This window comes from Rhizobium sp. AG207R, from assembly GCF_027109195.1.
Classification (GTDB): domain Bacteria; phylum Pseudomonadota; class Alphaproteobacteria; order Rhizobiales; family Rhizobiaceae; genus Rhizobium; species Rhizobium dioscoreae.
This window is the reverse complement of the sequence record NZ_JAEPVT010000006.1, coordinates 403,687-429,210: the sequence shown is the minus strand read 5'-3', so window position 1 is coordinate 429,210 and position 25,524 is coordinate 403,687. Positions and strand designations below refer to the sequence as shown.

The 25,524-nt window shown below is 59.4% G+C and carries 27 protein-coding genes; 19 read left to right on the top strand and 8 right to left on the bottom strand.

Annotated features, from left to right (window positions below; translation table 11 throughout):
- Positions 1-99 precede the first annotated feature (99 nt).
- From JJQ51_RS17205 to JJQ51_RS17175, 7 genes are all read left to right on the top strand, one after another.
- Positions 100-807, top strand: a complete 708-nt coding sequence (locus JJQ51_RS17205) for a DUF1045 domain-containing protein (protein WP_269244973.1) — start codon at positions 100-102, stop codon at positions 805-807.
- A gap of 116 nt (positions 808-923) precedes the next feature.
- Entirely contained in the window at positions 924-1,847 is a 924-nt protein-coding gene (gene puuE / locus JJQ51_RS17200; RefSeq protein WP_113351795.1) for an allantoinase PuuE, read from the top strand.
- A 1-nt stretch (position 1,848) separates the two neighbouring features.
- On the top strand, positions 1,849-2,346 hold the full coding sequence (gene uraD / locus JJQ51_RS17195; RefSeq protein ID WP_113351796.1) for a 2-oxo-4-hydroxy-4-carboxy-5-ureidoimidazoline decarboxylase: 498 nt from the start codon (positions 1,849-1,851) through the stop codon (positions 2,344-2,346).
- A gap of 228 nt (positions 2,347-2,574) precedes the next feature.
- Positions 2,575-2,937: a HepT-like ribonuclease domain-containing protein gene (locus JJQ51_RS17190; protein WP_113351797.1), complete on the top strand. Its 363-nt coding sequence runs from the start codon at positions 2,575-2,577 to the stop codon at positions 2,935-2,937.
- 7 nt (positions 2,938-2,944) lie between these two features.
- Positions 2,945-3,445: an ureidoglycolate lyase gene (locus tag JJQ51_RS17185; RefSeq protein ID WP_113332168.1), complete on the top strand. Its 501-nt coding sequence runs from the start codon at positions 2,945-2,947 to the stop codon at positions 3,443-3,445.
- Entirely contained in the window at positions 3,442-3,798 is a 357-nt protein-coding gene (uraH, locus tag JJQ51_RS17180; protein ID WP_113351798.1) for a hydroxyisourate hydrolase, read from the top strand. Before JJQ51_RS17185 ends, uraH begins: the two co-directional genes overlap by 4 nt.
- 2 nt (positions 3,799-3,800) lie before the next feature.
- Entirely contained in the window at positions 3,801-4,541 is a 741-nt protein-coding gene (locus JJQ51_RS17175) for a metallophosphoesterase family protein (protein WP_113351799.1), read from the top strand.
- Between the two features lie 50 nt (positions 4,542-4,591).
- Here JJQ51_RS17175 and JJQ51_RS17170 read toward each other — a convergent pair whose 3' ends face one another.
- Genes JJQ51_RS17170 through JJQ51_RS17160 form a run of 3 tightly spaced genes read right to left on the bottom strand, consistent with a single transcriptional unit; the run spans position 4,592 to position 8,321 of the window.
- Positions 4,592-5,731 (bottom strand): alpha-hydroxy acid oxidase, encoded by a 1,140-nt coding sequence (locus tag JJQ51_RS17170; RefSeq protein WP_152092600.1) that lies wholly within the window; start codon positions 5,729-5,731, stop codon positions 4,592-4,594.
- A gap of 47 nt (positions 5,732-5,778) precedes the next feature.
- Entirely contained in the window at positions 5,779-7,086 is a 1,308-nt protein-coding gene (gene guaD / locus JJQ51_RS17165) for a guanine deaminase (protein ID WP_113351801.1), read from the bottom strand.
- Positions 7,083-8,321 (bottom strand): urate hydroxylase PuuD, encoded by a 1,239-nt coding sequence (locus tag JJQ51_RS17160; RefSeq protein ID WP_113332173.1) that lies wholly within the window; start codon positions 8,319-8,321, stop codon positions 7,083-7,085. Before JJQ51_RS17160 ends, guaD begins: the two co-directional genes overlap by 4 nt.
- A gap of 216 nt (positions 8,322-8,537) precedes the next feature.
- On the opposite strand from JJQ51_RS17160, the gene JJQ51_RS17155 reads away from it, so the two are divergent.
- The gene (locus JJQ51_RS17155) at positions 8,538-8,873 is read left to right on the top strand and encodes a hypothetical protein (protein WP_113332307.1); all 336 of its coding nucleotides are present in this window, start codon (positions 8,538-8,540) and stop codon (positions 8,871-8,873) included.
- A 3-nt stretch (positions 8,874-8,876) separates the two neighbouring features.
- On the opposite strand, the gene JJQ51_RS17150 is transcribed toward JJQ51_RS17155, so the two are convergent.
- A complete protein-coding gene (locus JJQ51_RS17150) occupies positions 8,877-9,773 on the bottom strand; it encodes a LysR substrate-binding domain-containing protein (protein WP_113332174.1) in 897 nt (298 codons plus the stop codon).
- A gap of 102 nt (positions 9,774-9,875) precedes the next feature.
- On the opposite strand from JJQ51_RS17150, the gene JJQ51_RS17145 reads away from it, so the two are divergent.
- The gene (locus JJQ51_RS17145; RefSeq protein ID WP_069612746.1) at positions 9,876-10,079 is read left to right on the top strand and encodes a hypothetical protein; all 204 of its coding nucleotides are present in this window, start codon (positions 9,876-9,878) and stop codon (positions 10,077-10,079) included.
- 286 nt (positions 10,080-10,365) lie between these two features.
- On the opposite strand, the gene xdhB is transcribed toward JJQ51_RS17145, so the two are convergent.
- The 3 genes from xdhB to JJQ51_RS17130 form a co-directional block, all read right to left on the bottom strand.
- A complete protein-coding gene (gene xdhB / locus JJQ51_RS17140) occupies positions 10,366-12,705 on the bottom strand; it encodes a xanthine dehydrogenase molybdopterin binding subunit (protein ID WP_113332175.1) in 2,340 nt (779 codons plus the stop codon).
- A 3-nt stretch (positions 12,706-12,708) separates the two neighbouring features.
- Positions 12,709-14,178 carry a xanthine dehydrogenase small subunit gene (xdhA, locus tag JJQ51_RS17135; RefSeq protein ID WP_113332176.1) on the bottom strand — a complete coding sequence of 490 codons (1,470 nt, stop codon included), beginning with the start codon at positions 14,176-14,178 and terminating at the stop codon, positions 12,709-12,711.
- A gap of 69 nt (positions 14,179-14,247) precedes the next feature.
- Positions 14,248-15,024: a 3-hydroxybutyrate dehydrogenase gene (locus JJQ51_RS17130; RefSeq protein ID WP_113351804.1), complete on the bottom strand. Its 777-nt coding sequence runs from the start codon at positions 15,022-15,024 to the stop codon at positions 14,248-14,250.
- Between the two features lie 222 nt (positions 15,025-15,246).
- Between JJQ51_RS17130 and glpK the strand changes: the two genes are divergently transcribed.
- The 9 genes from glpK (at position 15,247) to map (ending at position 22,937) form a co-directional block, all read left to right on the top strand.
- Positions 15,247-16,749, top strand: a complete 1,503-nt coding sequence (glpK, locus tag JJQ51_RS17125; RefSeq protein WP_152096536.1) for a glycerol kinase GlpK — start codon at positions 15,247-15,249, stop codon at positions 16,747-16,749.
- Positions 16,750-16,927: 178 nt separating this feature from the next.
- The gene (locus JJQ51_RS17120; RefSeq protein WP_269244972.1) at positions 16,928-17,731 is read left to right on the top strand and encodes a membrane-anchored protein; all 804 of its coding nucleotides are present in this window, start codon (positions 16,928-16,930) and stop codon (positions 17,729-17,731) included.
- 66 nt (positions 17,732-17,797) lie between these two features.
- Positions 17,798-18,745 (top strand): S66 peptidase family protein, encoded by a 948-nt coding sequence (locus tag JJQ51_RS17115; RefSeq protein ID WP_233789747.1) that lies wholly within the window; start codon positions 17,798-17,800, stop codon positions 18,743-18,745.
- A gap of 79 nt (positions 18,746-18,824) precedes the next feature.
- A complete protein-coding gene (locus tag JJQ51_RS17110) occupies positions 18,825-19,199 on the top strand; it encodes a YciI family protein (protein ID WP_113351807.1) in 375 nt (124 codons plus the stop codon).
- A complete protein-coding gene (locus tag JJQ51_RS17105) occupies positions 19,196-20,452 on the top strand; it encodes an RNA polymerase sigma factor (protein WP_269244971.1) in 1,257 nt (418 codons plus the stop codon). The genes JJQ51_RS17110 and JJQ51_RS17105 overlap by 4 nt, the downstream gene beginning before the upstream one ends.
- 99 nt (positions 20,453-20,551) lie before the next feature.
- Entirely contained in the window at positions 20,552-21,022 is a 471-nt protein-coding gene (locus JJQ51_RS17100; RefSeq protein WP_113332310.1) for an SRPBCC family protein, read from the top strand.
- A gap of 30 nt (positions 21,023-21,052) precedes the next feature.
- The gene (locus tag JJQ51_RS17095) at positions 21,053-21,481 is read left to right on the top strand and encodes a DoxX family protein (protein ID WP_113332180.1); all 429 of its coding nucleotides are present in this window, start codon (positions 21,053-21,055) and stop codon (positions 21,479-21,481) included.
- A gap of 51 nt (positions 21,482-21,532) precedes the next feature.
- On the top strand, positions 21,533-22,045 hold the full coding sequence (locus JJQ51_RS17090; protein WP_092711816.1) for a GNAT family N-acetyltransferase: 513 nt from the start codon (positions 21,533-21,535) through the stop codon (positions 22,043-22,045).
- Positions 22,046-22,184: 139 nt separating this feature from the next.
- On the top strand, positions 22,185-22,937 hold the full coding sequence (gene map / locus JJQ51_RS17085; RefSeq protein WP_112720880.1) for a type I methionyl aminopeptidase: 753 nt from the start codon (positions 22,185-22,187) through the stop codon (positions 22,935-22,937).
- Positions 22,938-23,048: 111 nt separating this feature from the next.
- Here the strand turns inward: map and JJQ51_RS17080 are convergent, their stop codons facing one another.
- Positions 23,049-23,633 (bottom strand): PadR family transcriptional regulator, encoded by a 585-nt coding sequence (locus JJQ51_RS17080; protein ID WP_113332311.1) that lies wholly within the window; start codon positions 23,631-23,633, stop codon positions 23,049-23,051.
- 432 nt (positions 23,634-24,065) lie between these two features.
- On the opposite strand from JJQ51_RS17080, the gene sbmA reads away from it, so the two are divergent.
- Complete coding sequence (gene sbmA, locus JJQ51_RS17075; RefSeq protein ID WP_113388981.1) at positions 24,066-25,331, top strand: peptide antibiotic transporter SbmA; 1,266 nt, start codon at positions 24,066-24,068, stop codon at positions 25,329-25,331.
- The last annotated feature ends 193 nt before the right edge of the window (positions 25,332-25,524 follow it).

Below are 25,524 nucleotides of genomic sequence, written 5' to 3'. Positions count from 1 at the left end.
ACGCCTCTTTCGGGTCGTCAATCTGTCACGCAAATCACCTATCTCCTTGGCCATCGGTGCCGGTTCGGTCTGCCTGACGTTACGCCCTGGAGGAATTTTATGCGGTATGCCATTTGCTTCACACCGTCTGCGAGCGATCCGCTGACGCTTGTGGCGGCGAATTGGCTCGGCCGCAATGTCTATTCCGGCGAGATGGTCGATCCGCCCGCAGTCCGCGGGCTCGGCATTCACGAGATCGCTTTCTACACCGCAGTCCCGCGCCGCTATGGTTTCATGGGGATTCTGAAGGCGCCGTTCCGGTTGGCCGAAGACATGTCCGAAGCCGGGTTGCTGCGCGATCTGATGCGGTTCTCTGGCACCGTAGCGCCTTTCGAAATCCCGAGGCTCGAGGTCGCGCGGCTCGGCGGCGCGCTGGGCCTCGTTCCCTCCGCACCAAGCCAGCAGATGCATTTCCTCGCGGCATCGCTGGTGCAGACCTTCGATCAATATCGGGCTCCTTTGAGCGAAGCCGAGATCGAACGGATCGATCCGGATGGGCTTTCTGCGACGCAGTTCGCCAATCTGCATCGCTGGGGGCATCCGCACGTCATGGACGAGTTTCGCTTCCAGATGATGCTGACGGGCACCGTGAGCCTTGCCGATATGGCGCGTATCGAGCGTGCGCTGCGCGATTTCTTCGAGCCTGCCTTGGCTGCGCCCATCCCCGTTTCCAACATTGCGCTCATGATGGAAGAAGGCGCTGGCGGTCCCTTCCGGGTGCACTCGCTGCATCCCATGGGAAAGGTCAGCGCCCGCAAGATCGCCTAGATTAGCGGCTGGCGTTCACGCCAATACCCCGCTTTGAAGCGAAAGTGATTTTCCACTTTCCGTCTCGACTTTCGCGGCGTGGATGCTACCGTTCCGGGATCAGAGAAGGTGCTTCAATGTCGGAAATCTATCCCCGTAATCTCATTGGCTACGGCCGCAATACGCCGGATCCGAAATGGCCCGGCGATGCCCGCATCGCGGTGCAGTTCGTGATCAACTACGAAGAGGGCGGAGAAAGCTGCATTCTCGACGGTGATCCGGGGTCGGAAAACCTGCTTTCGGAGATCGTTGGCGCAGCTTCCTGGCCGAATCAGCGCAACCTCAACATGGAATCGATCTACGAATATGGTTCACGCGCCGGCTTCTGGCGGCTGTGGCGCATGTTCACCGAACTCAAGGTTCAAGCGACGGTCTATGGGGTGACGCTTGCCATGGCGCGCAACCCGGAAGCGGTTGCCGCCATGAAGGAAGCGGGCTGGGAAATCGCCAGCCACGGCTACCGCTGGCTGGAATACAAGGATTTCTCCGAGGATCTGGAGCGCAAGCACATTCTCGAAGCCGTTCGGCTGCATACCGAACTCACCGGCGAGCGGCCCTACGGCATGTATCAGGGCAAGCCGTCGGACAATACGCTGCGGCTCGTCATGGAGGAGGGCGGTTTCCTCTATTCCTCCGACTCCTATGCCGACGATCTGCCCTTCTGGGTCGATGGTCTGAACGGCAAGCCGTTCCTGATCATTCCCTACACGCTCGAAACCAACGACATGCGCTTTGCGACACCACAGGGCTTCAATTCCGGCGACCAGTTCTTCACCTACCTCAAGGATGCTTTCGACACGCTCTATGAAGAGGGCAAGGACGGCAGTCCGAAGATGATGTCTGTCGGTCTGCATTGCCGCCTCGTCGGCCGCCCGGGCCGCGCCGCCGCGCTGCGGCGGTTCATCGAATATGTGCAGAAGCACGACAAGGTCTGGATCCCAAAGCGCATCGAGATTGCCAACCACTGGTATGAAAATCACCTTCCCGGGGGCGCGCGCTGATATGATCTCGCGGGATGATTTTGTCGGCCGCTTCGGCGGTGTTTTCGAACATTCGCCCTTCGTTGCCGAGCGCGCCTACGATCAGGGCGCCATTGCCGAGCCATTGACCTCCGGCGGCGTGCATGCCGCGCTGGTGCGGGTCTTCCGCGCTGCCAGCGAGGCGGAGCGACTTGGCGTGCTGCGGGCACACCCCGATCTCGCCGGCCGGCTGGCGATTGCCGGCCAGCTGACCGAGGATAGCCGTAAGGAGCAGGCCGGTGCAGGGCTCGATCGGTTAAGCCCCGAGGAGCATGCTCGGTTTACCGAGCTCAATGCCGCCTATGTGACGAAATTTGGCTTTCCTTTTATTATCGCGGTGAAGGGGCTCGGCAAGGACGATATCCTTGCCGCCTTCGAAACCCGGATTGGCAACGGCCGGGACACGGAATTTGCGACGGCTGCCGCTCAGGTCGAGAAGATCGCGCTACTGCGTCTGCAATCCATGCTGCCTGAAGCCTGAGGTTTGGCCTCAGGGCCGCGATCCTCCAACCCATGTCCCTGGGCGGATTTCTCGTTGAGGTACGCGCTATTTTTCGGTCTACTCATGACTTAGTATCCGCTTGGCAGGATACTGAGTCATGGGACCACGGAAAGCATTGGGCAGAGATAGAAGCGGACGGATGATTGGTGACGCCAAGAGGCGCGTCATCGCACCGGAATCGGGCGTTGCCGGCGGAGGAAAGCCGGCATGAGCCTGGATCGACTGATTACCTACCTCGAACGCATGCAGCAGGCTGCATCCGAAATCGGTCAATTCCTCCGGGACGTCGATCAAGCCGCCTTTTTCAAGAGTGTCGAGAAACAGCGCGCCGTCGGCATGAACCTTCTGCTGATCGGCGAGGCTACCATACGCATTGCCGAGGAATATCCGGAGTTTGTCGTTGACCATCCGGAGCTGCCTTGGCATGTGATGCAGGACTTTCGGAATCGTATTGCGCAAGGATATGTCAACATCGAGTTGGCGGCCCTGTGGGACATCGCGCGCAAATCTCTTCCGGAGTTGCTCCTGCAACTGGACTCCATTCGCCATTGGCGAGCGGAAGGCGAATAATCAGTCAATGACACAGCATCTAGACATCAATCCTTTGACAAAGGCCGCGTTTGAGCCATTCGGCGATGTGATCGAGGCCGATCCTGCGACTATGCGGTACATCAACGGTGGCACAACCGAACGTTTCCACGCGTTGTCGAATGCCGAAGCTCTCGGTGACGGGGCGCGGGTTATCCTGAACCTCTTTCGCGGCCAGCCGCGTGCCTTTCCCTTCTCGATCGACATGATGGAGCGCCACCCCTTCGGCAGCCAGTGTTTCGTGCCGCTGAATGGTCGGCCGTTCCTCGTCGTCGTTGCAGAAGATGAGGGCGGCAAGCCGGGCCGGCCGCAAGTCTTCCTTGCGCGCGGCGACCAGGGCGTGAACTATCGGATCAATGTCTGGCATTATCCCCTGATGGCCCTCGACGAACAGAGTGATTTCCTTATCGTGGATCGTGACGGGTCGGAGAACAACCTCGAGGAATATTTCTTCGACACGCCCTTCATCATCGGAGCACCGACGCTATGACCGGATTGACGACCCATGTGCTCGATACCGCCCTCGGCAAGCCAGCCGAAGGGCTGGTGATCGATCTCTTCAGAATCGAGGGCGATGCCCGCAGGCATGTGAAGACGGTAACGACCAATGCCGACGGACGCGTGGATGGCGGTCCCATCCTGATCGGCGACAGCTTCGTTGCCGGCACCTATGAATTGCTGTTTCGCGCCGGAGACTATCTGCGTGCCAGCGGTATCAAGCTGCCGGAGCCGGCTTTCCTCGATCTGGTGCCGATCCGTTTCGGCATTGCCGATAGCACGGCGCATTATCATGTGCCGCTGCTGATCTCACCCTACGGCTATTCCACCTATCGCGGGAGCTGAGATTGCGTTTTGCAGCCATAGCGGACATCCACGGCAATCATCTGGCGCTTGAAGCCGTGCTTGCGGATATCCGCAGGCAGGGCATTAGCGACATCATCAATCTCGGCGATTGCTTCAGCGGGCCACTGACGGCGGGAAAGACAGCCGACCTGCTGCTGGAACTGAATGCGCCGACGGTGCGCGGTAATCACGACCGCTATCTGATCGAACAGGCGCCCGAGACGATGCATGTTTCAGATCGGGCCGCGCATTCTGAACTGACGGAACGCCATCTCGAATGGCTGCACACCTTGCCGGTCAGTGCGGTCCATCTGGATGAGGCCTATCTCTGCCACGCGACGCCAGCCGATGATAATGTCTATTGGCTCGAATCCGTCTCGCCCGAGGGTCATGTCTATCTAAAGCCGCTGGAAGAGATCGAGGCGCTGGCTGCCGGCATCGATTTTCCGCTGATCCTGTGCGGGCATAGCCATATTCCGCGCGCCGTTCGCCTTTCCGACGGGCGCCTGATCGTCAATCCCGGGAGCGTCGGCTGCCCCGCCTACGACGATGACCTGCCCTACTATCACAAGGTGGAGGCGGGCCATCCCTTTGCTTCTTACGCCATTCTGGAAAAGATCGGCGATACCTGGCTGCCAGTCTTCCGGCAGGTGGCCTATGACCACATGGCGATGGCGACGCTCGCGGCGCAGAACGGCCGCGAGGAGTGGGCGAGCGGTCTGGCGACAGGCTGGCTGCGCTAGAGCATGCCGCGCAAATGTGTGCAGCGGTTTTGCGGTAACGACATGCGCTATTAAAGGTCAGCGAGTATCGACCGATCCACCGCCTTGATATCGCGCTTGCCGCAGAGTGCCATGGAAATATCCAGCTCCTTGCGGATGATTTCGAGTGCCAGCGTGACGCCTTCCTTACCCATGGCGCCGAGACCATAGAGGAAGGGGCGGCCGATGAAGGTGCCCTTGGCGCCGAGGGCTATGGCTTTCAGTACGTCCTGGCCGGAGCGGATGCCTCCGTCCATATGCACCTCGATCCTGTCGCCGACGGCATCGACGATTCTCGGTAGCATGCTGATGGAAGAATGGGCGCCGTCGAGCTGCCGGCCGCCGTGATTGGAGACGATGATGGCGTCGGCGCCGACATCGACGGCCGCTTTTGCATCCTCGACGTCGAGAATGCCTTTGATGATCAACGGGCCGCCCCATTGCTCCTTGATCCAGGCGACATCGCGCCAGGAGAGTTTGGGGTCGAACTGTGAATGCGTCCAGTGTGACAGCGTCGTCATGTCGGAAATATCCTTGGCATGACCGATGATATTGCCGAAGGAGCGGCGCTTGGTCTTCAGCATACCCATGCACCAGCCTGGCCGCGTCGCCATCTGCCAGAGATTTTTCGCCGTCATTTTCGGCGGTGCCGACAATCCGTTGCGGATATCGTTGTGGCGCTGCCCGAGGATCTGCAGGTCAGCTGTCAGCACCAGCGCCGAGCATTTTGCTGCCTTGGCGCGCTGGATCAGATTCAGGACGAAATCGCGGTCCTTCATCACATAGAGCTGAAACCAGAAGGGCTGCTTCGTCACCGAGGCGATGTCCTCGATCGAGCAGATGCTCATGGTCGAGAGTGTGAAGGGGATACCGAATTCTTCCGCCGCCCGCGCCGCCAGCATCTCGCCATCGGCGTGCTGCATGCCGGTGAGGCCCGTGGGTGCCAGCGCCACCGGCATCGAGGCTTTCTGACCGACCATGGTGGTTGCCAGCGACCGGTCGGACATGTCGACGAGCACGCGCTGACGCAGCTTGATCTTGGCGAAATCAGCCTCGTTTGCGCGGTAGGTCGACTCCGTCCACGATCCGGAATCGGCATATTGGAAGAACATTTTCGGCACGCGCCGCTGCGCAAGCGTTTTCAGTTCGGCGATGGTCAGCGGCGCGGTCATGGCTCTTTGCCTTCTGGATGGTTACATGGAGGTGGGCTGGGATTGCCTCATTGCAGGATCGATTTCATCGGCTTTCCAGCAACATAGGTTTCGACGACCGCCCGGTCGTCGCCCATGGTCTGAAGCAGGAACAGCTCTTCGGTAAGGCTCTTCGTCACTTCCATCTTCAGTGCCATGGCTGGCGTTGCCGCTGCATTCAGCACGATGAGGTCGGCTTCCGTGCCAGCATCGAGCGTGCCGATCTTATCGACGAGGGAGAGCGCCTCGGCATTGCCGCGTGTCATGTAGTAATAGCTTTCCAGCGGGTTCAGGCGTTCGCCGAGCAGCTGCTGGATCTTGTAAGCCTCGTCCATCGTGCGCAGCATGGAATAGCTGGAGCCGCCGCCGATATCGGTGGCGACACCGATGCGAACGGGTTTCTCGCGGCGGGCCAGCGCCTTCAGCGGGAAGAGGCCGGAGCCGAGGAACAGGTTGGAAGTCGGGCAATGCACCGCAACCGCGCCGGCCTCGCTCATGGCGTCGGCTTCGCGGTCGGAAAGATGGATCGCATGGCCGAACAGGCTCTTGGGGCCGAGCAGTCCGTAGTGAGCATAGATATCGGTATAATCGATCGCTTCCGGATAAAGTGCGCAGGTGAACTTGATCTCGTCGTGGTTCTCGGACAGATGCGTCTGAATATGCAGATCCGGGAATTCGCGGGCAAGCGCGGCCGTTGCCTCCATCTGCGCCGGTGTGGAGGTGATGGCGAAGCGTGGGGTGATCGCGACATGGTTGCGGCCCTTGCCGTGCCAGTCTGCGATCACCTGGCGCGTCTCGTCATAGCCCATTTCGGGCGTATCGAGCAGACCCTGTGGGGCGTGGCGATCCATCATCACCTTGCCGCCGACCATGCGCATGTTGCGACGCATGGCTTCGGCAAAATAGGCGTCGGCGGAGGTCTTGTGCACAGAACAGTAGGCGACGGCCGTCGTTGTGCCGTGGCGGATCATCTCGTCGTAGAAATGCGTGGCGATGCGCTCGGCATGCGTGCTTTCGACGAAGCGGCATTCCTCGGGAAAGGTATAGGTGTTCAGCCATTCCAAGAGGTTGGCGGCATAGGAGGCGATCACCTGCATCTGCGGAAAATGCAGGTGCATGTCGATGAAACCCGGCAGGATCAGATGCGGGCGGTGGTCGACTTCGGCGACACCTTCCGGCGCCTGCGCCTTGATATCGGCATAAGGCCCGGTCGCGACGATCATGCCGTTCTCGACCAGCAGGCCGCCGTCGCTTTCGTAAGCGTAGCTGCCCGTATCATCGAGGCTTTGCGGCAGGTGCTTGAAGGAAAGCAGTCGGCCGCGCAGAAGGGTGGTCATTGGCTTTTTTCTCCGATGGAGCTTTCGAACCAGGCGACCAGCAATTTGCGTTCCTCTGGCGTCACTTCGGTAACATTGCCCGGAGGCATGGCATGGCTGCGGCCGGCCTGAATATAGATCTCCCGGGCATGCATAGCGATTTGCTCGTCATTTTCCAGCATTACGCCCTTTGGCGGTCGAACAATCCCCTCATAGACGGGTTCGGCCGAATGGCACATGGTGCAGCGCGTCGAAACTATCTCTTTGACGGACGAGAAATGTATATCCGAGGCATATTGCTGGAAGGCGGGAGGAATCGCATTGGCCTCCTTCTCCTCGGTCAGCACCTTCGGAACGGTCGAAAGCCACATGATGATAATGAAGAGGACGACGGTAACGATCCAGGTCCAGGTTGGATGACCTTTGCGGGCATGTGTCGTGTTGAACCAGTGACGGATGGTGACCCCCATGAGGAAAACCAGCGCCGCGATCACCCAATTATAGGCCGTGCCGAAAGCCAGCGGATAGTGGTTGGACAGCATGAAGAAGATGACAGGCAGCGTCAGGTAGTTGTTGTGCAGCGAGCGCTGCTTGGCGATACGGCCATATTTAGGGTCGGGCGTGCGGCCGGCAATGAGGTCTGCGACAACGATCTTTTGATTGGGAATGATGATCATGAAGACGTTCGCCGACATGATCGTCGCGGTGAAGGCGCCGAGATGCAGGAAGGCGGCGCGGCCGGTGAAGAGATGCGTGTAGCCCCAGGCCATGAAAACCAGGACGGCATAAAGCACGATCATCAGGCCCCAGGTGTTGTTGCCGAGCGGGGACTTGCAAAGCAGGTCGTAGACGATCCAGCCGCCGGCAAGCGAAGCGAGTGAAATCAGGATCGCGACCGGGACGCTGACATCGAGCACATGCCGGTCGATGAGGAAGAGGTTGGCGCCGCCGTAATAGACGATGCACAGCATCAGGAAGCCGGAAATCCAGGTGAAATAGCTTTCGTATTTGAACCAGGTCAGATGCTCCGGCATCTGCGCGGGAGCCACGAGATATTTCTGGATATGATAAAAGCCGCCACCATGGACTTGCCATTCTTCGCCATAGGCGCCGGGCGGAAGATGCGGGCGCTTCACCAGCCCGAGATCGAGCGCGATGAAGTAGAAAGACGAACCGATCCAGGCAATGGCGGTTATGACGTGGAACCAGCGGGCGGCAAAGGCCAGCCATTCCCACGCTATGGCGTATTCATACATTCAGTTCCCCTTTTTCTTCCTCCGACTCCGCACCTTGCAAAATGTTGGCGACGGAGGGAAGGGGAGAGTTTGCCGCGTCAGCAAAAAGCCACGCTCTTGTCTGGCGCCTAGGGCGCATTAGATCAGATTATGGCAGTTTTTTAATAAAATGCCCTTGGCTGCTTGGAGCGGGCCGTGTCCGCGGTAGCCGTCTATTTTTTCGACGGAGAATTGCCCATGCGAGGTATTCTGGCGTTCGTATTTTTTCTTCTCTCCACAGCCTTCGCCTTTGGGCATGAGGCGCCCTCCGGCTGGTCCTACGACCCCTATTGCTGCAATGGTGACAGCAAGACGGGCGATTGCGAGATGATCCCCTCGCGTACCGTCACCATTGTACCCGGTGGCTATCGGGTGACGCTCAATCCGGGCGATCATCGCTATATAACCCACGCGCATATCTTCAATCTGCCGCAGCAGAAAACGATGCGTTCTCCCGACGGAGCCTATCATCTCTGTCTGTTTCCGGACGAGAATACGCCGCGCTGTTTTTATGCGCCCGACATGGATTATTGAAGGCTATTCCAGCGGCATGCCGAATTCGCGGAGGAGCCAATCCCTGAAGGCGCGGATGCGCGGCGTATGACGTCTGTTTTCGGGATAAGCGATCCAGTAGTCCGTATTGTCGGACGAAAGAATATCAAAGGGCTGGATCAGCCGGCCGGAAGCCAGATCGTCCGCATAGAACTCCGGGGTCAGGATGGCGACGCCCTGGCCGGCCAATGCTGCGCTCGCCTCGAAGGACTGGGCACCGAGCCTGCTTCGCGGCCGGCCCTGAAGGCCGGGATCGGGAACGCCGGCCTCTTTGAACCATTGCGCCCACCACGGGTCGCCTGCGTCGATGATACGGAGCTTCAGGAGATCGGCCGGTTCATGTATGCCGCCGATAGATTCGGCAAGCGCCGGGCTCAGCATCGGCGTGAAATAGACCTTCATCAAAAGATGGGCGCGCAGTCCCGGCCATTGGCCACGCCCGGCGCGGATGGCGATATCGGAGGGCTCCCGGGCGAAGTCGATGATCGAGCCGGAGGTATCCAGCCGGACCGCGATATTGGGATGCTTGAGCTGAAACGACCCGACATGACGAGCCAGCCATTGCGAGGCGAAGGTGGGCGTCGAATGAATGCGCAGCGTCGTTTCGGCATCGCCACTGATCGAGGCCATGGCCTCCTGCAGCAGGGCAAAGGCTTCAGCCACTTTCGGCGCGAGCTGTTCTCCGGCTTCCGTCAATAGGATCTGCCGCGGACGACGCAGGAATAGCGGCTCCCCCACCGTCTCCTCCAGTAGCTTGATCTGATAGCTGACCGCCGTCTGCGTCATGCCAAGCTCTTCGCCGGCGCGGGTGAAACTGCCGAGCCGGGCGGCGGCTTCGAAAACGCGCAAGGCATTCAGCGGGAAGCGCTTGGACTGCTTCATGGATAAGTTCTCTTTATGTATGCAGACGATAGTTCGATTGGAATTCCAGCATTTTTCGCGCCAGACTGCAATTCATATCGTTGATTGAATTGAGGTGTTGTCATGGACTGTTATGTGATCGAGCCGGTGGAGGCAGCCAAGCCCGCGCTTGTGGCGCGTCTTCTGGAGCCGCTGATGCAGGTCTTCCTGAAGCACGGCGAACCGTCACCGCATCTAGACCTCGATGAGATGCCGGACCGGCTGAAGCGCGACCTTGGATTTCTGGATGGGCGTGAGCCGCGTTATGACGATAGGTCGCTGCTGTAGGTGGTGAGGACCGTCGAGGGGTTGGGTCATGAATTGAGACCCTTCATGTATGTGGAGCGTGAGTGCCCCCTCTGTCCTTGTCGGGACATCTCCCTCACAAGGGAGAGATGGGTAACCCGCAGCTTTCTTCGGATATCAAACGAAGATAGTATCTGTGGAAACGACAGTGGCATGTTCTGTTAGGTGGAGCGACACCCCCAACAATCTCCCCCCTTGTGGGAGAGATGTCAGCGAAGCTGACAGGGGGCTGCGTCAAATGCAGTCCTCTCGTTTGGCAGGACGACAATCACATCCCCTTCAGCCGCTCCACCGCCATCAGCACGCGCTCCGGTGTCGCCGGGGCGTCGAGGCGGGGGCAGACGCGGTAATCCGCGACGCTGGCGACCGCCATCGATAGGGCCTCGAGCACGGATATGCTCAGCATGAAGGGCGGCTCGCCCACGGCCTTCGAGCGGCCGATGGTCGCCTCCGTGTTTTCCGACCATTCCGCAAGGCGGACGTTGAAGATTTTCGGGCGGTCGGAGGCGAGGGGGATCTTGTAGGTGGAGGGCGCATGGGTGCGCAGTCGGCCCTTGGCATCCCACCAGAGCTCCTCGGTCGTCAGCCAGCCCATGCCCTGCACGAAGGCACCTTCGACCTGGCCGATGTCGATCGCCGGATTAAGCGAGCGACCGACGTCGTGAAGGATGTCAGTGCGGTCGATCAGATATTCGCCCGTCAGCGTATCGATCGACACTTCCGAGCAGGCGGCGCCATAGGAAAAGTAGTAGAATGGCGTGCCGCGGCCGGCCTTGCGGTCCCAATGGATCTTTGGCGTCTTGTAGAAGCCGGCGGCCGAGAGCTGCACGCGGGCGAAATAGGCTTGCTTGACGAAATCGGGGAAGGGGATTTCCGTTTCTCCGACGCGTACGCGATTGGGAAGGAACTGCACCTCTTCCGCGCCCACGCCCCATTTCTCGGCTGCGAAGGTGATGAGCCTTTCCTTGATTTGGCGAGCAGCGTCATAGGCTGCCATGCCGTTCAGGTCGGAGCCGGATGAGGCCGCCGTCGCCGATGTATTCGGCACCTTACCTGTTGTTGTCGCTGTGATCTTCACCCGGTCGATATCGACCTGGAAACTGTCGGCCAGAACCTGCGCCACCTTCGTATAGAGGCCTTGACCCATTTCGGTGCCGCCATGGTTCAGGTGAATGGAGCCATCCTGATAGATATGCACCAGCGCGCCTGCCTGATTGAAGGCGGTCATGGTGAAGGAGATGCCGAATTTCACCGGCGTCAGCGCGATGCCCTTGCGGATGAAGCGGCTGGAGCGGTTGAACTCGATGATCGCCTTGCGCCGCGCCTGATAGTCGGAACTCTGTTCGAGCTCGTCGACGACGCGGTTGATGATGTTGTCTGTGACCTCCTGATGATAGGGGGTCAGTGTCCGGCCGGAGCCCGGCTGGCCGTAGAAGTTGGCACGGCGGATTTCGAGTGGATCCTTGCCGAGCGCATAGGCGATCTCTTCTATCATGCGCTCGCCACCAACCATGCCCTGCGGGCCTCCAAAGCCACGGAAGGCGGTGTTGGAGACTGTATGCGTCTTCAGCGGCTTCGAGACCAGATGCACATGCGGGTAGAAATAGCTGGAATCCGCATGGAACAGCGCGCGGTCGGTCACCGGGCCGGAAAGATCGGAGGAGAAGCCGCAGCGCGCGGCATAGGTGGCGTCGACGGCGTGGATGCGGCCTTCGTCGTCGAAGCCGACCTCGTAATCCACGAGGAAGTCGTGCCGCTTGCCCGTGGCGCTCATGTCTTCGTCGCGGTCGGGACGGAATTTAACGGCGCGGCCGAGCTTCTTGGCGGCGACGGCGGCAAGAGCCGCAAATTGGTTGCCCTGCGTTTCCTTGCCCCCGAAGCCGCCGCCCATGCGGCGTACGTTGACGGTGACGGCGTTGGACGGGATGCCGAGAACATGGCCGACGATATGCTGGATTTCGCTCGGATGCTGCGTCGAGGACCAGACAGCGACTTCGTCGTCCTCGCCGGGGATCGCCATGGCGATATGGCTTTCGAGATAGAAGTGCTCCTGACCGCCGATGCGCATCTGCGCCTTGATGCGGTGCTTGGCGTTGGCCATTTCAGTTTCCGGCTCGCCGCGCTTCAGCGTCATCGGCTCGTAGACGAGCGGTGCGCCATTGGCGAGCGCGCCGTCGATATCGCTCCAATGCGGGAGGTTGCGATAATCGATCCTGGCAAGGCGGGCAGCACGGCGGGCGGCATCGCGGGTTTCGGCGATGACGGCGAAGATCGGCTGCCGGTGGAATTCGACTTTCGTCTCGGCAAGCAGCGGTTCGTCATGCATGCCGTTGGAGCTGGTGTCGTTGACGCCGGGGATATCCGAGCCAGTGAAGACCCAGACGACACCTGGATATGCTTTGACGGCCGAGAGATCGATGCCGGTGATCTCGGCATGCGCGCGATCGGAAAGGCCCAGCGCGCCATGCAGCAGCCCGGCCGGTTCGGGAATGTCATCAATATAATCGGCGGCTCCGGTGACGTGCTTATGTGCGGAATCATGGCGTAACGAGCCGTGCATCGAGCCGTTGATGAGGACCTTGGCTTCTTCGAACGTAGACTTGTCCATAGCTCAGACCTCCGCCGTCGCGAAACGCTTCAATTCCTGCGGTGCGCCTGATGTCTCAAGATAGAAGCGGATGAGAAGATTCTTGGCGGTCAGCTGGCGGTATTCGGCGGAGGCACGCCAATCGGTGAGCGGCGTGTAGTCGCTGTCGAAGGCATCGCGTGCGGCCATGACCGTTGCCTCTGTCCACGGCTTGCCGATCAATTCTGCCTCGACAGTGCGAGCGCGCTTCGGTGTGCCGGCCATGCCGCCGAAGGCGATGCGGATATCTTCGACATTGCCGGCTGAATCCAATGACAGATGGAAGGCGCCGCAAGCGGCCGAAATATCCTCATCGCGGCGCTTGGAGATTTTGTAGACGGCGAAATGCGTACCCTTGGCAGGATAGGGTACGAAGATGCTCTCGACGAACTCACCGGGATGCCGGTCCTGCTTGCCGTAATCGATGAAGAAATCTTCGAGCGGCAGGCTGCGTGTGCCCGCTGTCGAGCGGAGTTTCACCGTTGCGCCGAGCGCGATCAGCGGCGGCGGCGTGTCGCCGATCGGCGAGCCGTTGGCGATATTGCCGCCGATGGTGCCCATGTTGCGCACCTGCTCGCCGCCGATGCGGTTGATGAGGTTGGCAAAGGCCGGGATCTTTTCGCCGATCACAGCAAAAGCGCGGCTGTAGGTGACGCCGGCGCCGATACCAAGCCCATCGTCTTCGACGACGATTTTCTGCAGATCGGTCAGATGATTGATAAAAACGACCGGGTTCAGCCGGCGCATCTGCTTGGTGACCCAGAGGCCGACATCGGTCGAGCCGGCAACGACGGTCGCCGTCGGCTCGTCGGCAAGCACCTGTGCCAGCGCCGAGACAGAGCCGGGCACGATGAGGCGATCCTCACCCTCGGCAATCTCGATGGTATCGCCACCCTGCATCGCCCAGAGGCGGGCGATGATATCGGCCCTGGTCTTTTCAAGTGGATCGAAAAGAGCGCTCGGCCGCTTCTGGCTGACCTGCTCGGCCGCCTTGACGATCGGCTCGTAGCCCGTACACCGACAGAGATTGCCCTGCAGCGATTTTTCGATCTGATCCCGGCTGGGCTTTTCCGTCGTCAGCCAGAGACCATAGAGCGACATGACGAAACCCGGCGTGCAGAAGCCGCATTGCGAGCCGTGGCAATCGACCATGGCCTGCTGGACCGGGTGAAGCGTGCCGTTCTGGGCGGCGAGATGTTCGACGGTGACGACGTGGGTCGCATGCAGCGAGCCGACGAAGCGGATGCAGGCGTTGACGGATTCATAGTGCAGCCCACCATCGATCAAACGTCCCACAAGCACCGTGCAGGCGCCGCAGTCGCCTTCCGCGCATCCTTCCTTCGTGCCCGTCAGTCTCCGGTTGAGACGCAGGAAGTCGAGCAGCGTCTCGGTAGGGCGCAGGCTGGATAGAATGATATCCTCGCCGTTGAGGATAAAGCGGATGCTGTCGCTCATGTCGTTCCCGTTTATGATGTCTTGGCCGGGGCCGGATGCGCGAACGAATCCGGCCCTAACCGCAAATGGTTATTCCGCGGTCCAGCCACCGTCAATCGAGACGTGTGTGCCGGTCACCTGGCGCGCCTCGTCGCTGGCAAGGTAGAGCGAGAGGGCACCGATTTCCTCGGCCTTGACGAATTCATGCGTGGGCTGCGCCTTGAGGATGACTTCGTTTTTGACCTGCTCCTCGGTCATGCCGCGGGCCTTCGCGGTGTCCGGGATCTGCTTCTCGACAAGCGGGGTCAGGACATAGCCTGGGCAAATGGCATTTACCGTCACGCCGAACTCGGCAAGCTCGAGCGCTGCGGTCTTGGTCAGGCCCAATATACCATGTTTTGCCGCGACATAGGCGGATTTGAAGGGAGAGGCGACCAGGCCATGCGCCGAGGCTATGTTGATGATGCGCCCGTACTTCCTAGCCTTCATCAGCGGAATGGCGGCGCGGATGGTGTGGAAGGAGCTGGAGAGATTGATCGCGATGATCTGATCCCATTTCTCGATCGGGAAATCCTCGATCTTCTCGACATGCTGGATGCCGGCATTATTGACGAGAACATCGACGCTGCCGAAGGTGGAGTTGGCAGTCGCGATCAAATCGGCGATCTCGGCAGGCTTCGTCATATCGGCCGGATGATAGATCACCTTGCCGCCGCCGGAGGCTTCGAGCTTCGTCTTGATCGCATCGATTTCCTCGGGCTTTCCGAAGCCGTTGATGACGACGTTATCGCCCTTGGCGGCGAAGGCGGCCGCGATGGCGAGGCCGATACCGCTTGTGGAACCGGTGACGACAACTGTTCTTGCCATGATCATCTCCTTGGACAGCGCAGCTTCCTGCTGCAGTGCAAAACGATCTCAGCCTAGTCCCAAACCTCCGGATATGGCAATCGCAATGCTGGTGGCCCTTCGGCCACCATGCTGTGAATCGAAAAGTATATCCTTTAGCGAAAAAATTTCGTTTTGCTTTCTTTTCACATTCGTTTTGCTCGCGTATCTGTTGTTTCGGGACGCAACAGGCGGGAGGAGTGCATGAGCGGTTATGTCTTGGCGATCGATCAGGGAACGACGTCGACACGGGCTATCGTTTTCGACGGCAAGATGAAGGTTGCCGGTGTCGGGCAGAAGGAATTCACTCAGCATTATCCGAAGCCGGGCTGGGTAGAGCACGATCCGGAGGAAATCTGGTCCTCTGTCCTCGTCACCGTCCGCAAGGCGATCGAGGCTGCCGGCATCACCGCCAAGGATATTGCAGCCCTCGGCATCACAAATCAGCGCGAGACGGTCGTCGTGTGGGATCGCGAGACCGGCAAGCCGATCCACAATGCCATCGTCTGGCAGGACCGCCGAACGGCGAGCTATTGCGAGAAACTGAAGCGGCAGGACCTGGAAAAGCTCTTCACGCGCCGCACCGGCCTGCTGCTCGATCCCTATTTTTCCGGCACCAAACTCTCCTGGCTGCTCTCCAACGTGAAAGATACGCGTGCCCTTGCCGCCAAAGGCAAGCTGTGCTTCGGCACCATCGATACCTTCCTGATCTGGCGTCTGACAGGGGGCAAGAGCTTCGTCACCGATGCCACCAATGCCTCGCGGACGCTGATGTACAATATCGGTGCGAATAAATGGGATGAGGAACTGCTGGAAATCCTGCGCGTTCCCGCTGCCATGCTGCCCGAGGTGAAGGATTGTGCGGCGGATTTCGGCGTCACCGATTCCACGCATTTCGGCGCGGAGATCCCGATCCTCGGCGTTGCCGGCGACCAGCAGGCGGCGACGATCGGCCAGGCCTGCTTCGAACGCGGCATGATGAAATCCACCTATGGCACCGGCTGCTTCGCACTGCTCAACACCGGCGCTGATATGGTGCGCTCGAAAAACCGCCTGCTGACCACCATCGCCTATCGGCTGAATGGCGAGACGACCTATGCGCTCGAAGGCTCGATCTTCATCGCGGGCGCTGCGGTACAATGGCTGCGCGATGGTCTGAAGGCCATCCAGCGCGCTTCGGATTCCGGCGAGCTGGCGGCCAAGGCCGATCCCCTGCAGGAGGTTTATCTGGTGCCGGCCTTCACCGGCCTCGGGGCACCGCATTGGGATCCGGACGCACGTGGCGCGATTTTCGGGCTGACGCGCAATACCGGACCTGAGGAGATCGTCCGGGCGGCACTGGAGGCGGTCTGCTACCAGTCTCGCGATCTCCTGGATGCCATGCATAAGGATTGGCGCAACGGCAACGGGCAGGGGACGGTGCTGCGCGTCGACGGCGGCATGGTCGCTTCCGACTGGACGATGCAGCGGCTTGCCGATCTCCTGAATGCACCGGTCGACCGCCCGACGATCCTTGAAACGACCGCGCTGGGTGCCGCCTGGCTTGCTGGCAGCCGCGCCGGCGTCTGGCCGGATCGCACCGGCTTTGCCAAAGCCTGGGCGCGAGACCGGCGTTTCGAACCCAGCATGGATGACAAGACCCGAAACGCGAAGCTCAAAGGCTGGAAGAACGCGGTGTCGCGCACCTTGAGTACACGGCAGGGGTGATCGGCCCTCATCGGCTGCTCACCCCAGGTTATGTCGTGTAAGATTTCTTTATTTTGCTTATATAAGTGCGCGCAGCGATACTCGCCTTGTTCGTGGCTCCGGGAGGATTCCGTGCCACATTTCGCCGGACCGCACCTTTTGAGGGCGGACGCCTTCTCAAGAGACGATAAAGCGAATAATGGCTGCTCAATTTTCTGAACTGAAAAAACATTACTACCGGCAGATCAAATATCATCTGACACGGCCGAAGCCGCCAATGCTGGCCGAGCGGTTCGATGGGCCTGTTCTCGTCGTCGGCTCGGCGCCGGTTTCGAACAAGCCGGTGGATTTCGATGAGAGCTTCAAGGTCATCACCATCAACGGTTCGCAGACGGTGACGAAGGGCTGGGGGATCGAGGCGCCCGATGTGACGCTCGTCCAGTTCAACCAGATCGAAGGCACCAACACCAATGCCGTCGAGGTGCGACGGGTTCTGAACGGCGAACGGACCAAGATGCTCTACGTTCTGCTCTGGCGGAAAGAGCGCGAGCGGCTGGAAGAGGGTCTGCGGAGGTTCAACTATAGCTACGACAAGCTGGAGATCGTCGATCGCTACAAGCGCATGGCACTGCTCGACCGGGTCGGCGGGGTGAAGTGCAGCGAACTCGGCGCCGACGACAAATGCTCGAACGGCATCAATGCCGTGCTCTTCGCGATCTATAACGGCGCCACCGAAGTGATCATCACCGGCATCAATCCCGATTCCGGCGGGCACGTCTACAATCAGGAAAATCTCGCCCGGCTGCATGTGCGCAAGGATCGCGAGGTTCTCGAACGGCTTTTGGAACGCGGCTATCCGGTGTTCACAAGCGATCCGGCCGTGTCGCAATCCATCGGCCTGCCGTTATGGGCAGGCAAGGCGAAGGCCGGCTGGACAGTTGAAGCCGATGCCAAGGGCAAGCGACCGGCACCGATAACGGCTGAGGCCGTCATCAATTCTTGAGCTAAGGATCCGCCAACGGTCAATCTGCGGCTGACGCTGGTCGTGATTCCGTGCCAAGATCGCTCCATGGAATCACGCAGCCATTCAGACGCCGATCTGATATCGATGCCGCCGCCCTTGCGGCCGGGCGACAAGGTGCGCTTTGTATCCCCAGCAAGCCCGCCCGACAGGGATATGGTTCTGAGGCATGCTGAAATATTGAAAAACTGGGGATTGAACGTCGATTTCGGTGAACACGCTTTTTGCAAACGAGACTATCTTGCCGGGACTGACGAGGAGCGGCTGGCCGATCTCAATACTGCTCTTCGCGATCCAGAGGTACGGGCGATCTTTACGACCCGCGGCGGCAAGGGATCATATCGGATTGCCGACAAACTGGATTTTGCCGCTGTGCGGCGCGACCCGAAATTCGTCATCGGCTTCAGCGACATCACCGCATTGCATCTCAGCCTCCTGAGGAATGGCCATCAGATCGGCATTCATGGAGCCTTCTTTCGCGGGCCGAATGACGATGATGTCAGTCCTTACACGCGCGCAGCATTATGTCGCGCGATGATGACGACCGAAGATATCGTCATCGAAGCTCGTCCCGATGAACCGACCTTCCGTCTGACGACAGGCGGGACGGCCAGAGGGCCGCTGATCGGTGGCAATCTGGATATGGTTGCGACCTCGGCTGGTTGGGCGCTGCCGGATCTGAATGGCGCGGTTCTTTTGCTCGAAGCCGTTAATATGTATCGCGGTCAGGTGGACCGCCAGATGACCATGCTGCGCAAGGCCGGGCATTTGGATGGTTTGGCAGGGGTCGCTGTTGGCCAGTTTACTGACTTCGAGTTCGACCGCCCTTATTCGGTGATCGACATCCTGCGTGAACATCTGACCGAACTGAAAGTGCCGATCCTCGGCGGCCTGCCGCTCGGGCATGGCGATAGCCCGGCAAGCGTTTTTATCGGCGCTATGGCGGAGCTTGATGCGAAGGCCGGTATGCTGGCGATCCGGCGTGGGAACATCTGAGATCCTCTTCGATATTTTTTGACGTAGCCTGTCGGTACGGGTGATATTCCTTCGTCTTTAAAGGGAGAAGGGAATCTCAATGCTTTACGCGATCCTATGCTACAACGACGAAGACACGGTGTTTGCCTGGTCCAAGGAACAGGAAGACGCGACGATGGCACGGTTGATTGCCGTGCAGGAGCCGCTGGCAAAGGCTGGAAAGCTCGGCCCCGTAGCACGGCTGATGCCAACGACGGCGGCAACGACCCTGCGCAAGGGTAAGAACGAACCGATCGTGATCGACGGTCCCTTCGCGGAAACGAAGGAGCAGTTGCTCGGCTTCTACGTCGTCGATTTCGAAACTTTAGACGAAGCCATCGGTTTTTCGAAGGAGCTTGCCGTCGCCAATCCCGGCGTCGGCTCCTATGAAATCCGCCCGCTTTATGTCTTCCGGCCAGGAGCCGTTGCAACATGACCGACATTGCCTGGATCGACATTGCGCTTACCAACGCCCGACCCCAGGTGATGGGCGCGCTTTTGCGCTATTTCCGCAATCTCGACATTGCCGAGGAGGCCTTTCAGGAGGCCTGCCTCAGGGCCTTGAAGACCTGGCCCGACAAGGGGCCGCCACGCGATCCCATTGCCTGGCTGATCTTCGTCGGCCGCAACAGCGGCATCGATACGGTGCGCAAGCAGGCCAAGTTGCAGAGCCTGCCGGATGAAGAGGCGATCTCCGATACGAGTGATGTGGAGAGTGATCTGGCCGAACGGCTTGATGGCTCCGGATATCGCGACGATATTCTTCGGCTGCTGTTCATCTGCTGCCATCCGGATCTGCCGGCGACGCAGCAGATTGCACTCGCATTGCGCATCGTTTCCGGCCTTTCGGTGCAGCAGATCGCTCGCGCCTTCCTCGTCAGCGAAAGCGCGATGGAGCAGCGCATTACAAGAGCCAAGGCGCGTGTCGCTGCAGCTGGCGTTCCCTTCGAAACACCGGGTGCGGTAGAGCGGAGCGAAAGGCTGGCGCTCGTCAGTGCCATGATCTACCTGATCTACAACGAAGGCTATTCGGCCGGCGGAACCCATCGTGAGGCGGCCGCTTTCGCCGACGAGGCGATCCGGCTTGGCCGGTTGCTGTTGCGAATCTTTCCCTCCGAGCCGGAAACCATGGCGCTGCTGGCACTGATGCTTCTGCAGCAATCGCGCAAACACGCCAGGTTCGACGCCAATGGACAGATCATCCTTCTGGAAGATCAGGACCGTTCGCTCTGGGATCGGACGCTGATCGACGAGGCACTGGCGCTGCTCGACAAGGCGATCCGTCACCGCAAGCCTGGTCCCTATCAGGTGCAGGCGGCGATCGCAGCGCTGCACTCGAGAGCGAAGCGCGCCGCCGATACGGATTGGGAAGAGATCGATCTTCTCTACCAGATGCTGGAGCGGCTGACGCCGTCACCCGTCGTCACACTCAACCGCTCGGTCGCGCTCTCGAAGCTCAAGGGGCCGGAGGCGGCTCTGGCATTGATTGCGCCGCTGGAAGCACAGCTCGACAGCTATTTCTATTTTCATGGTGTGAGAGGTGGTCTGCTTGCGCAGCTCGGTCGCGCGCAAGAGGCTCGTGTCGCTTTCGACAGAGCCATAGCGCTCGCCCGCTCCCCCGCCGAAGCAGCCCATATTCGTTATCAGCTCGATCGTCTGAGCGCGGATGCTTTTGCGACTGCAAAATAATCGAAAAACCTGTGTCTTCGCTGTCGGGAAATGACCGTCTCGAACGTCATTCGTGTATGGGCCGAGCAGGCCGCGTCAAACAACAAAGAGGAGCAAGATATGACTGAACAGAGCCAACGCCACGAGCTTTCCCTGACCCGCGTCATCGACGCACCACGAGACAAGATCTTCCGTTGCTGGACCGAAGTGGAGCTCTTGAAACAATGGTTCGCACCGCTGCCATGGACGATATCGGCAGCCAGCGTCGACGCTCGTGCCGGAGGCTCAAGCTCGATCACCATGCGCAGCCCAGAAGGCGAGGATTATCCGGGCAACGGCGTCTATCTGGAAGTGGTGCCGAATGAGCGGATCGTCTTCACCGATGCCTTCACCAGCGCCTGGGTGCCGTCGGCCAAGCCCTTCATGGTGGTGACGATCCAGCTCGACGAGCTCGACGGTGGCAAGACCCGTTATACCGCCACGGTGCTGCATTGGTCCGCGGAGGATCGCGAGGCGCATGAGAAGATGGGCTTTCATCAGGGATGGGGTCAGTGCGCCGAGCAGCTCGCAGCACTGGCAGCCAAGATCTGAATTTCCGATTCAATTCCGGGGGATGTGACAATGTCTTATGCTGCTGATTCATCTTTGCCCTCGGTCACGCGCGCGCAGCGCGTGACCGGTATGATCCTGAGCGGACTGGTCATCGCCTTCCTGCTGTTCGATGGCGCGATCAAGCTTGTTCCGCTTTCGGTCGTCACCGAGACGATGGCGGGGCTTGGTTATTCTGCCGATCCGGCACTTGCGCGGCTGCTCGGCATCATCACGCTCGGCTGCGCCATTCTCTATGCGATCCCGAGGACGTCCGTCCTCGGCGCCATCCTGCTGACGGGTCTGCTCGGTGGGGCGATCGCGACGCATCTGAGAGTCGGCAGCCCGATCTTCTCGCATCTGCTGTTCGGCGTTTATCTTGGAGTGATCGCCTGGGGCGGACTTTATCTTCGTTATGAAGCGGTTCGGAAAATGATTCCGTTCTTTCAGCGAAGCTTTTGATTTTGGATTCGATTTGATAAGGCTCGCTCCTCAATAAGGACGGAGCGAGCCATGCCGCAAGTGATCATCGCGCCGGTCAGGCAATCGGATGCGGACGAGCTGATCGCCGCCAATATCGCGAGCCGCGCGCACCATGTGCCCTGGGCCTATCCCTTCCTTGATCGTGACGGTTTCGACGCGTGGTTCGGTCAGACGGTGACGGGGCCGAACATCGGGCTGGTGGCGCGCGACCCCGGTTCGGGCGGCATCGTCGGCGTCGTCAATATCAGTCAGATGGTCTGGGGAGGCTTTCGCAGCGCCTTTCTCGGCTATCACGGCATGGTGGGTTTCGCCGGTCAGGGGTTCATGACTGAAGCGGTTCGTCTGGCCGTCGCGCACGCCTTCGATGCCGTGGGCCTGCATCGCGTGGAGGCCAATATCCAGCCGGGCAACCATCCGTCCATTGCGCTGGTCAAACGGCTCGGCTTCCGCAAGGAAGGGTTCTCGCCCAAATATCTGAAAATCGGCGGCGTCTGGTGCGATCATGAACGCTGGGCATTGCTCGCGGACGATCCTCGTTCCTGACCCCTTTCGGATTTCGAAAGCTGCGCTATCTGGCGGAAAACCTCACAAAGACATTGACTGTGCGGAGGGAAGGGGCGAAAGCGACCTTGAGCCTCTCGCCGCACGTTGCCGAGAGTGCGAGGGGTGCCGGAAGCCGTAGATGATCGTTTCGACCGAAGAAGAACTGACCAAACTAAAAGATATCGGCCGCATCTGCGCCAACGCGCTGCAGGCCATGGCCGCAGCACTGGAGCCGGGTATTACGACGCTGGAACTCGACGCGATCGGCCGCAAGGTGCTGGAAGATGCCGGCGCGCAATCGGCGCCGGAACTGGTCTACAAGTTCCCCGGCGCGACCTGCATCAGCGTCAACGAGGAAGTGGCTCATGGCATTCCAGGCCCACGTGTTATCAAGGCGGGCGATCTGGTCAATCTCGATGTATCGGCCGAGAAGGATGGCTTCTTCTCCGATACCGGCGCGTCCTTTACCGTGCCGCCGGTCAAGCCGAAGATCGAGCGCCTTTGCCGCGACGGTAAGAGGGCGCTCTGGGTCGGCCTCAATCAGGTGAAGAGCGGTGCGCCGCTTGCGAAGATCGGGCAGGCGGTCGGCGCCTTCGCGCAGAAGAACCGTTATACTTTGATTGCCAATCTCGCCAGTCATGGCATCGGTCGCTCGCTGCACGAAGAGCCCGCCGAGGTTTCCACCTGGGCGGACCCTTCCGAGACCCGGATCATGGAGGATGGCCTGGTTTTTACGGTCGAGCCATTTCTGTCGCTCGGTGCAACCTGGGCAGAAGGCGGCGACGACGCGTGGACGCTCTATGCCGATCCCCAGGCTCCCACCGTCCAGTACGAACACACGATCATCGCTACCCGCAACGGGCCGGTCATCCTGACATTGCCGGACGCCTGACGTCCTGAAGCCGTCGCGAACTTTCAGTTTCGTGCCCTGCGCTTCAGGCGTCTAATTTGCGCATGTCGTTATCGCAAAACCGCTACGCAGTTTTGCGCGACATGCCGTAGCTCAATCGTCAGCCTTCGGCTCGTCCTGGCCCTTCGTTTCGCCGCGGATGATATCGGCGGCGGCGCGCTCGAGGATTGCCGCGATGCGTGCGCCTTCGGCCTTGCTCCATGGGAACTTCGAACGAAGTGCGGAGCGCAGCAGGTGGCGGGCGCGATGGACGTCACCGGCGCCATGGCGATCGAAAGGATTGTCGCGGCCATCCTCATCGTCACCGCCGAAAACCTCGCGGACGCGGGCCATTTTCTCGCCGATGGAGGTGAGCTTGGCGAGCGTTGCCTCGACCAGATCGCGATTGTCGTCGACGCGCTTCTGGCCGCTTTCGGTGATACGGTAGAGCTTTTTCGCGCCGCTCACCTCGACTTCGGCCTGGCCGGTCTCTTCGAGATAGGTTAGCGCCGGGTAGATGACGCCCGGGCTCGGTACATAAAAGCCGCCGGAGCGCTCCTCGAAGGTCTTGATCAGTTCATAGCCGTGGCGCGGCTGTTCGGAGAGCAACGCGAGGATGATGAGCTGCAGATCGGCCGCATCGAACTTGCGGCCGGTGCGAAACCCGCCGCCGAACATGCCGCCCTTGAAGCCTCTCATGAAGTCTCTCCTATGCTCACCGCGCGATTCACGGCCTCGACCGTGTCGTAGGATATATGCCTCGACGATGTCAAAGCCATCTCCGAACATGTGACGATCTCTAAAACCTCTCATATCGTTTCTCCTTGAAGGGTGAGAGTTTATATCGTTAGTCATGTCGTAAGATATATATCGTAAGATAGTTTTCTGCAAGAGGCGAGCTGCGAGATGGGACGATCGCTTGCTGGTTATCATTCAAAAGCGGGAGAGAGTTCATCCAATGGGTGAAAATCCGTTGCTGAACAACTGCATCACGATCGTGGGATAAGCGATTACATCTATGTAAGAATATGTCTTGGCCGGTTGCCGCTCTTGGCGAACTGTCCTAGGCTCGCCACAAATTAACGTCATTTGCGGTTCCAGTCTGAACCCGATCAAGGAAGCCTATCCACCGTGTTCCACTCCTTCTTTCCGCAGCCGAAACCTTTCTTCACGTCAATGGTGGTCTGGACGCTTGCCTGCATTGCGGCCTGGTATCTGTTCTTTTCGGACCTGGGGACACGGCTAGGTTTCGTGTTGCCTGGTGAAGGAAAGGAGCCATACGATCTCAGCTATTTTCTGCTGTGGGGAAATCTCTGGTTTTACGGATTCTTTCTTGCCTGCATCGTTATCTTCTGTGGTGCTTGGCACATTCGCGCCTGGAGCCACCCCTGGAAGATTTGGTCGCTTTGGGGTTCTGCGCTCATCATCCTGGTTACCTATTTCGGTGTTCAGGTCACCGTAGTTATCAACAATTTTCGCCGCCCCTTCGGCGATCTGCTACAGGCTGCACTCACGAAGCAGCCGGGTGTGACGACTGACAGTTTCTATTCGTTGATGATCATCTTTGCGCAGATCGCGTTCCTCAGCATGTTCGTCTCGATTCTGACGGATTTCTTTACGAGCCACTACATCTTCCGCTGGCGGACGGCGATGAACGACTTCTACATGTCGAAGTGGGAGAAGCTTCGCCATATCGAGGGTGCCTCGCAGCGTGTGCAGGAAGACACAATGCGCTTTTCCAGTGTGCTGGAAGGCCTCGGCATCAGTCTCATCAATTCCGTTATGACGCTGATTGTGTTCCTGCCAATTCTGCTTGCGCTTTCGACCTACGTAACGGAGCTGCCGATTATTGGCAAAATTCCGCATTCACTTTTCTGGCTGGCGCTTTTCTGGTCGATCTTTGGCACCGTTCTACTGGCGGTCGCTGGCATCAAGCTTCCTGGGCTGAATTTCAAGAACCAGCGCGTAGAGGCGGCTTATCGCAAGGAGCTTGTCTATGGTGAGGATCACGAAGAGCGGGCACAGCCCACGACGGTGAAGGAGCTTTTCGCCAACGTTCGGCGCAATTATTTCCGCATCTACTTCCACTACGTTTATTTCAACGTCGCGCGCTATTTCTATCTGCAGGCCGATACGATGTTCGTATTGTTCATGCTGGTGCCGACCTTCGTTGCCGGTGCGATCACATACGGTATATATCAGCAGATCGCGACTGCCTTCGGTCAGGTCAGCAATTCCTTCCAATACCTCGTCAATTCTTGGACGACGATCATCGAGCTTCTGTCGATTCACAAGCGTCTGAAGGCTTTCGAGGCAGCGATCGACGATGAGCCGTTACCGAAGATCGATCAAACCTATCTGGAACGCGAAGCGGGCGTCATCCACGCCGACGGCTGATGAGAAGGCTCCGTAGACTTTTCGTTGGTTAGAATATTCGGGCCATCCTCGCCTTCGACAAGCTCAGGGTGAGGATGGAGCGCGTTATTGCGTGAAGCCAATTCAATATTCAGCCTTCTGCAGGAGGCGTCCTCATGGTGAGGCCGCCTGAAAGGCCGTCTCGAACATGGAGTAATCGCGGCGCGATCTCGCC

What these genes read in the sequence shown, in the direction of transcription:
- JJQ51_RS17205 (WP_269244973.1), top strand. Translation starts at nt 100, where the DNA reads ATGCGGTATGCCATTTGCTTCACACCGTCTGCGAGCGATCCGCTGACG.
- puuE (WP_113351795.1), top strand. Translation starts at nt 924, where the DNA reads ATGTCGGAAATCTATCCCCGTAATCTCATTGGCTACGGCCGCAATACG.
- uraD (WP_113351796.1), top strand. Translation starts at nt 1,849, where the DNA reads ATGATCTCGCGGGATGATTTTGTCGGCCGCTTCGGCGGTGTTTTCGAA.
- JJQ51_RS17190 (WP_113351797.1), top strand. Translation starts at nt 2,575, where the DNA reads ATGAGCCTGGATCGACTGATTACCTACCTCGAACGCATGCAGCAGGCT.
- JJQ51_RS17185 (WP_113332168.1), top strand. Translation starts at nt 2,945, where the DNA reads ATGACACAGCATCTAGACATCAATCCTTTGACAAAGGCCGCGTTTGAG.
- uraH (WP_113351798.1), top strand. Translation starts at nt 3,442, where the DNA reads ATGACCGGATTGACGACCCATGTGCTCGATACCGCCCTCGGCAAGCCA.
- JJQ51_RS17170 (WP_152092600.1), bottom strand. Translation starts at nt 5,731, where the DNA reads ATGACCGCGCCGCTGACCATCGCCGAACTGAAAACGCTTGCGCAGCGG.
- guaD (WP_113351801.1), bottom strand. Translation starts at nt 7,086, where the DNA reads ATGACCACCCTTCTGCGCGGCCGACTGCTTTCCTTCAAGCACCTGCCG.
- JJQ51_RS17160 (WP_113332173.1), bottom strand. Translation starts at nt 8,321, where the DNA reads ATGTATGAATACGCCATAGCGTGGGAATGGCTGGCCTTTGCCGCCCGC.
- JJQ51_RS17155 (WP_113332307.1), top strand. Translation starts at nt 8,538, where the DNA reads ATGCGAGGTATTCTGGCGTTCGTATTTTTTCTTCTCTCCACAGCCTTC.
- JJQ51_RS17150 (WP_113332174.1), bottom strand. Translation starts at nt 9,773, where the DNA reads ATGAAGCAGTCCAAGCGCTTCCCGCTGAATGCCTTGCGCGTTTTCGAA.
- JJQ51_RS17145 (WP_069612746.1), top strand. Translation starts at nt 9,876, where the DNA reads ATGGACTGTTATGTGATCGAGCCGGTGGAGGCAGCCAAGCCCGCGCTT.
- xdhB (WP_113332175.1), bottom strand. Translation starts at nt 12,705, where the DNA reads ATGGACAAGTCTACGTTCGAAGAAGCCAAGGTCCTCATCAACGGCTCG.
- xdhA (WP_113332176.1), bottom strand. Translation starts at nt 14,178, where the DNA reads ATGAGCGACAGCATCCGCTTTATCCTCAACGGCGAGGATATCATTCTA.
- JJQ51_RS17130 (WP_113351804.1), bottom strand. Translation starts at nt 15,024, where the DNA reads ATGGCAAGAACAGTTGTCGTCACCGGTTCCACAAGCGGTATCGGCCTC.
- glpK (WP_152096536.1), top strand. Translation starts at nt 15,247, where the DNA reads ATGAGCGGTTATGTCTTGGCGATCGATCAGGGAACGACGTCGACACGG.
- JJQ51_RS17120 (WP_269244972.1), top strand. Translation starts at nt 16,928, where the DNA reads ATGGCTGCTCAATTTTCTGAACTGAAAAAACATTACTACCGGCAGATC.
- JJQ51_RS17115 (WP_233789747.1), top strand. Translation starts at nt 17,798, where the DNA reads ATGGAATCACGCAGCCATTCAGACGCCGATCTGATATCGATGCCGCCG.
- JJQ51_RS17110 (WP_113351807.1), top strand. Translation starts at nt 18,825, where the DNA reads ATGCTTTACGCGATCCTATGCTACAACGACGAAGACACGGTGTTTGCC.
- JJQ51_RS17105 (WP_269244971.1), top strand. Translation starts at nt 19,196, where the DNA reads ATGACCGACATTGCCTGGATCGACATTGCGCTTACCAACGCCCGACCC.
- JJQ51_RS17100 (WP_113332310.1), top strand. Translation starts at nt 20,552, where the DNA reads ATGACTGAACAGAGCCAACGCCACGAGCTTTCCCTGACCCGCGTCATC.
- JJQ51_RS17095 (WP_113332180.1), top strand. Translation starts at nt 21,053, where the DNA reads ATGTCTTATGCTGCTGATTCATCTTTGCCCTCGGTCACGCGCGCGCAG.
- JJQ51_RS17090 (WP_092711816.1), top strand. Translation starts at nt 21,533, where the DNA reads ATGCCGCAAGTGATCATCGCGCCGGTCAGGCAATCGGATGCGGACGAG.
- map (WP_112720880.1), top strand. Translation starts at nt 22,185, where the DNA reads ATGATCGTTTCGACCGAAGAAGAACTGACCAAACTAAAAGATATCGGC.
- JJQ51_RS17080 (WP_113332311.1), bottom strand. Translation starts at nt 23,633, where the DNA reads ATGAGAGGCTTCAAGGGCGGCATGTTCGGCGGCGGGTTTCGCACCGGC.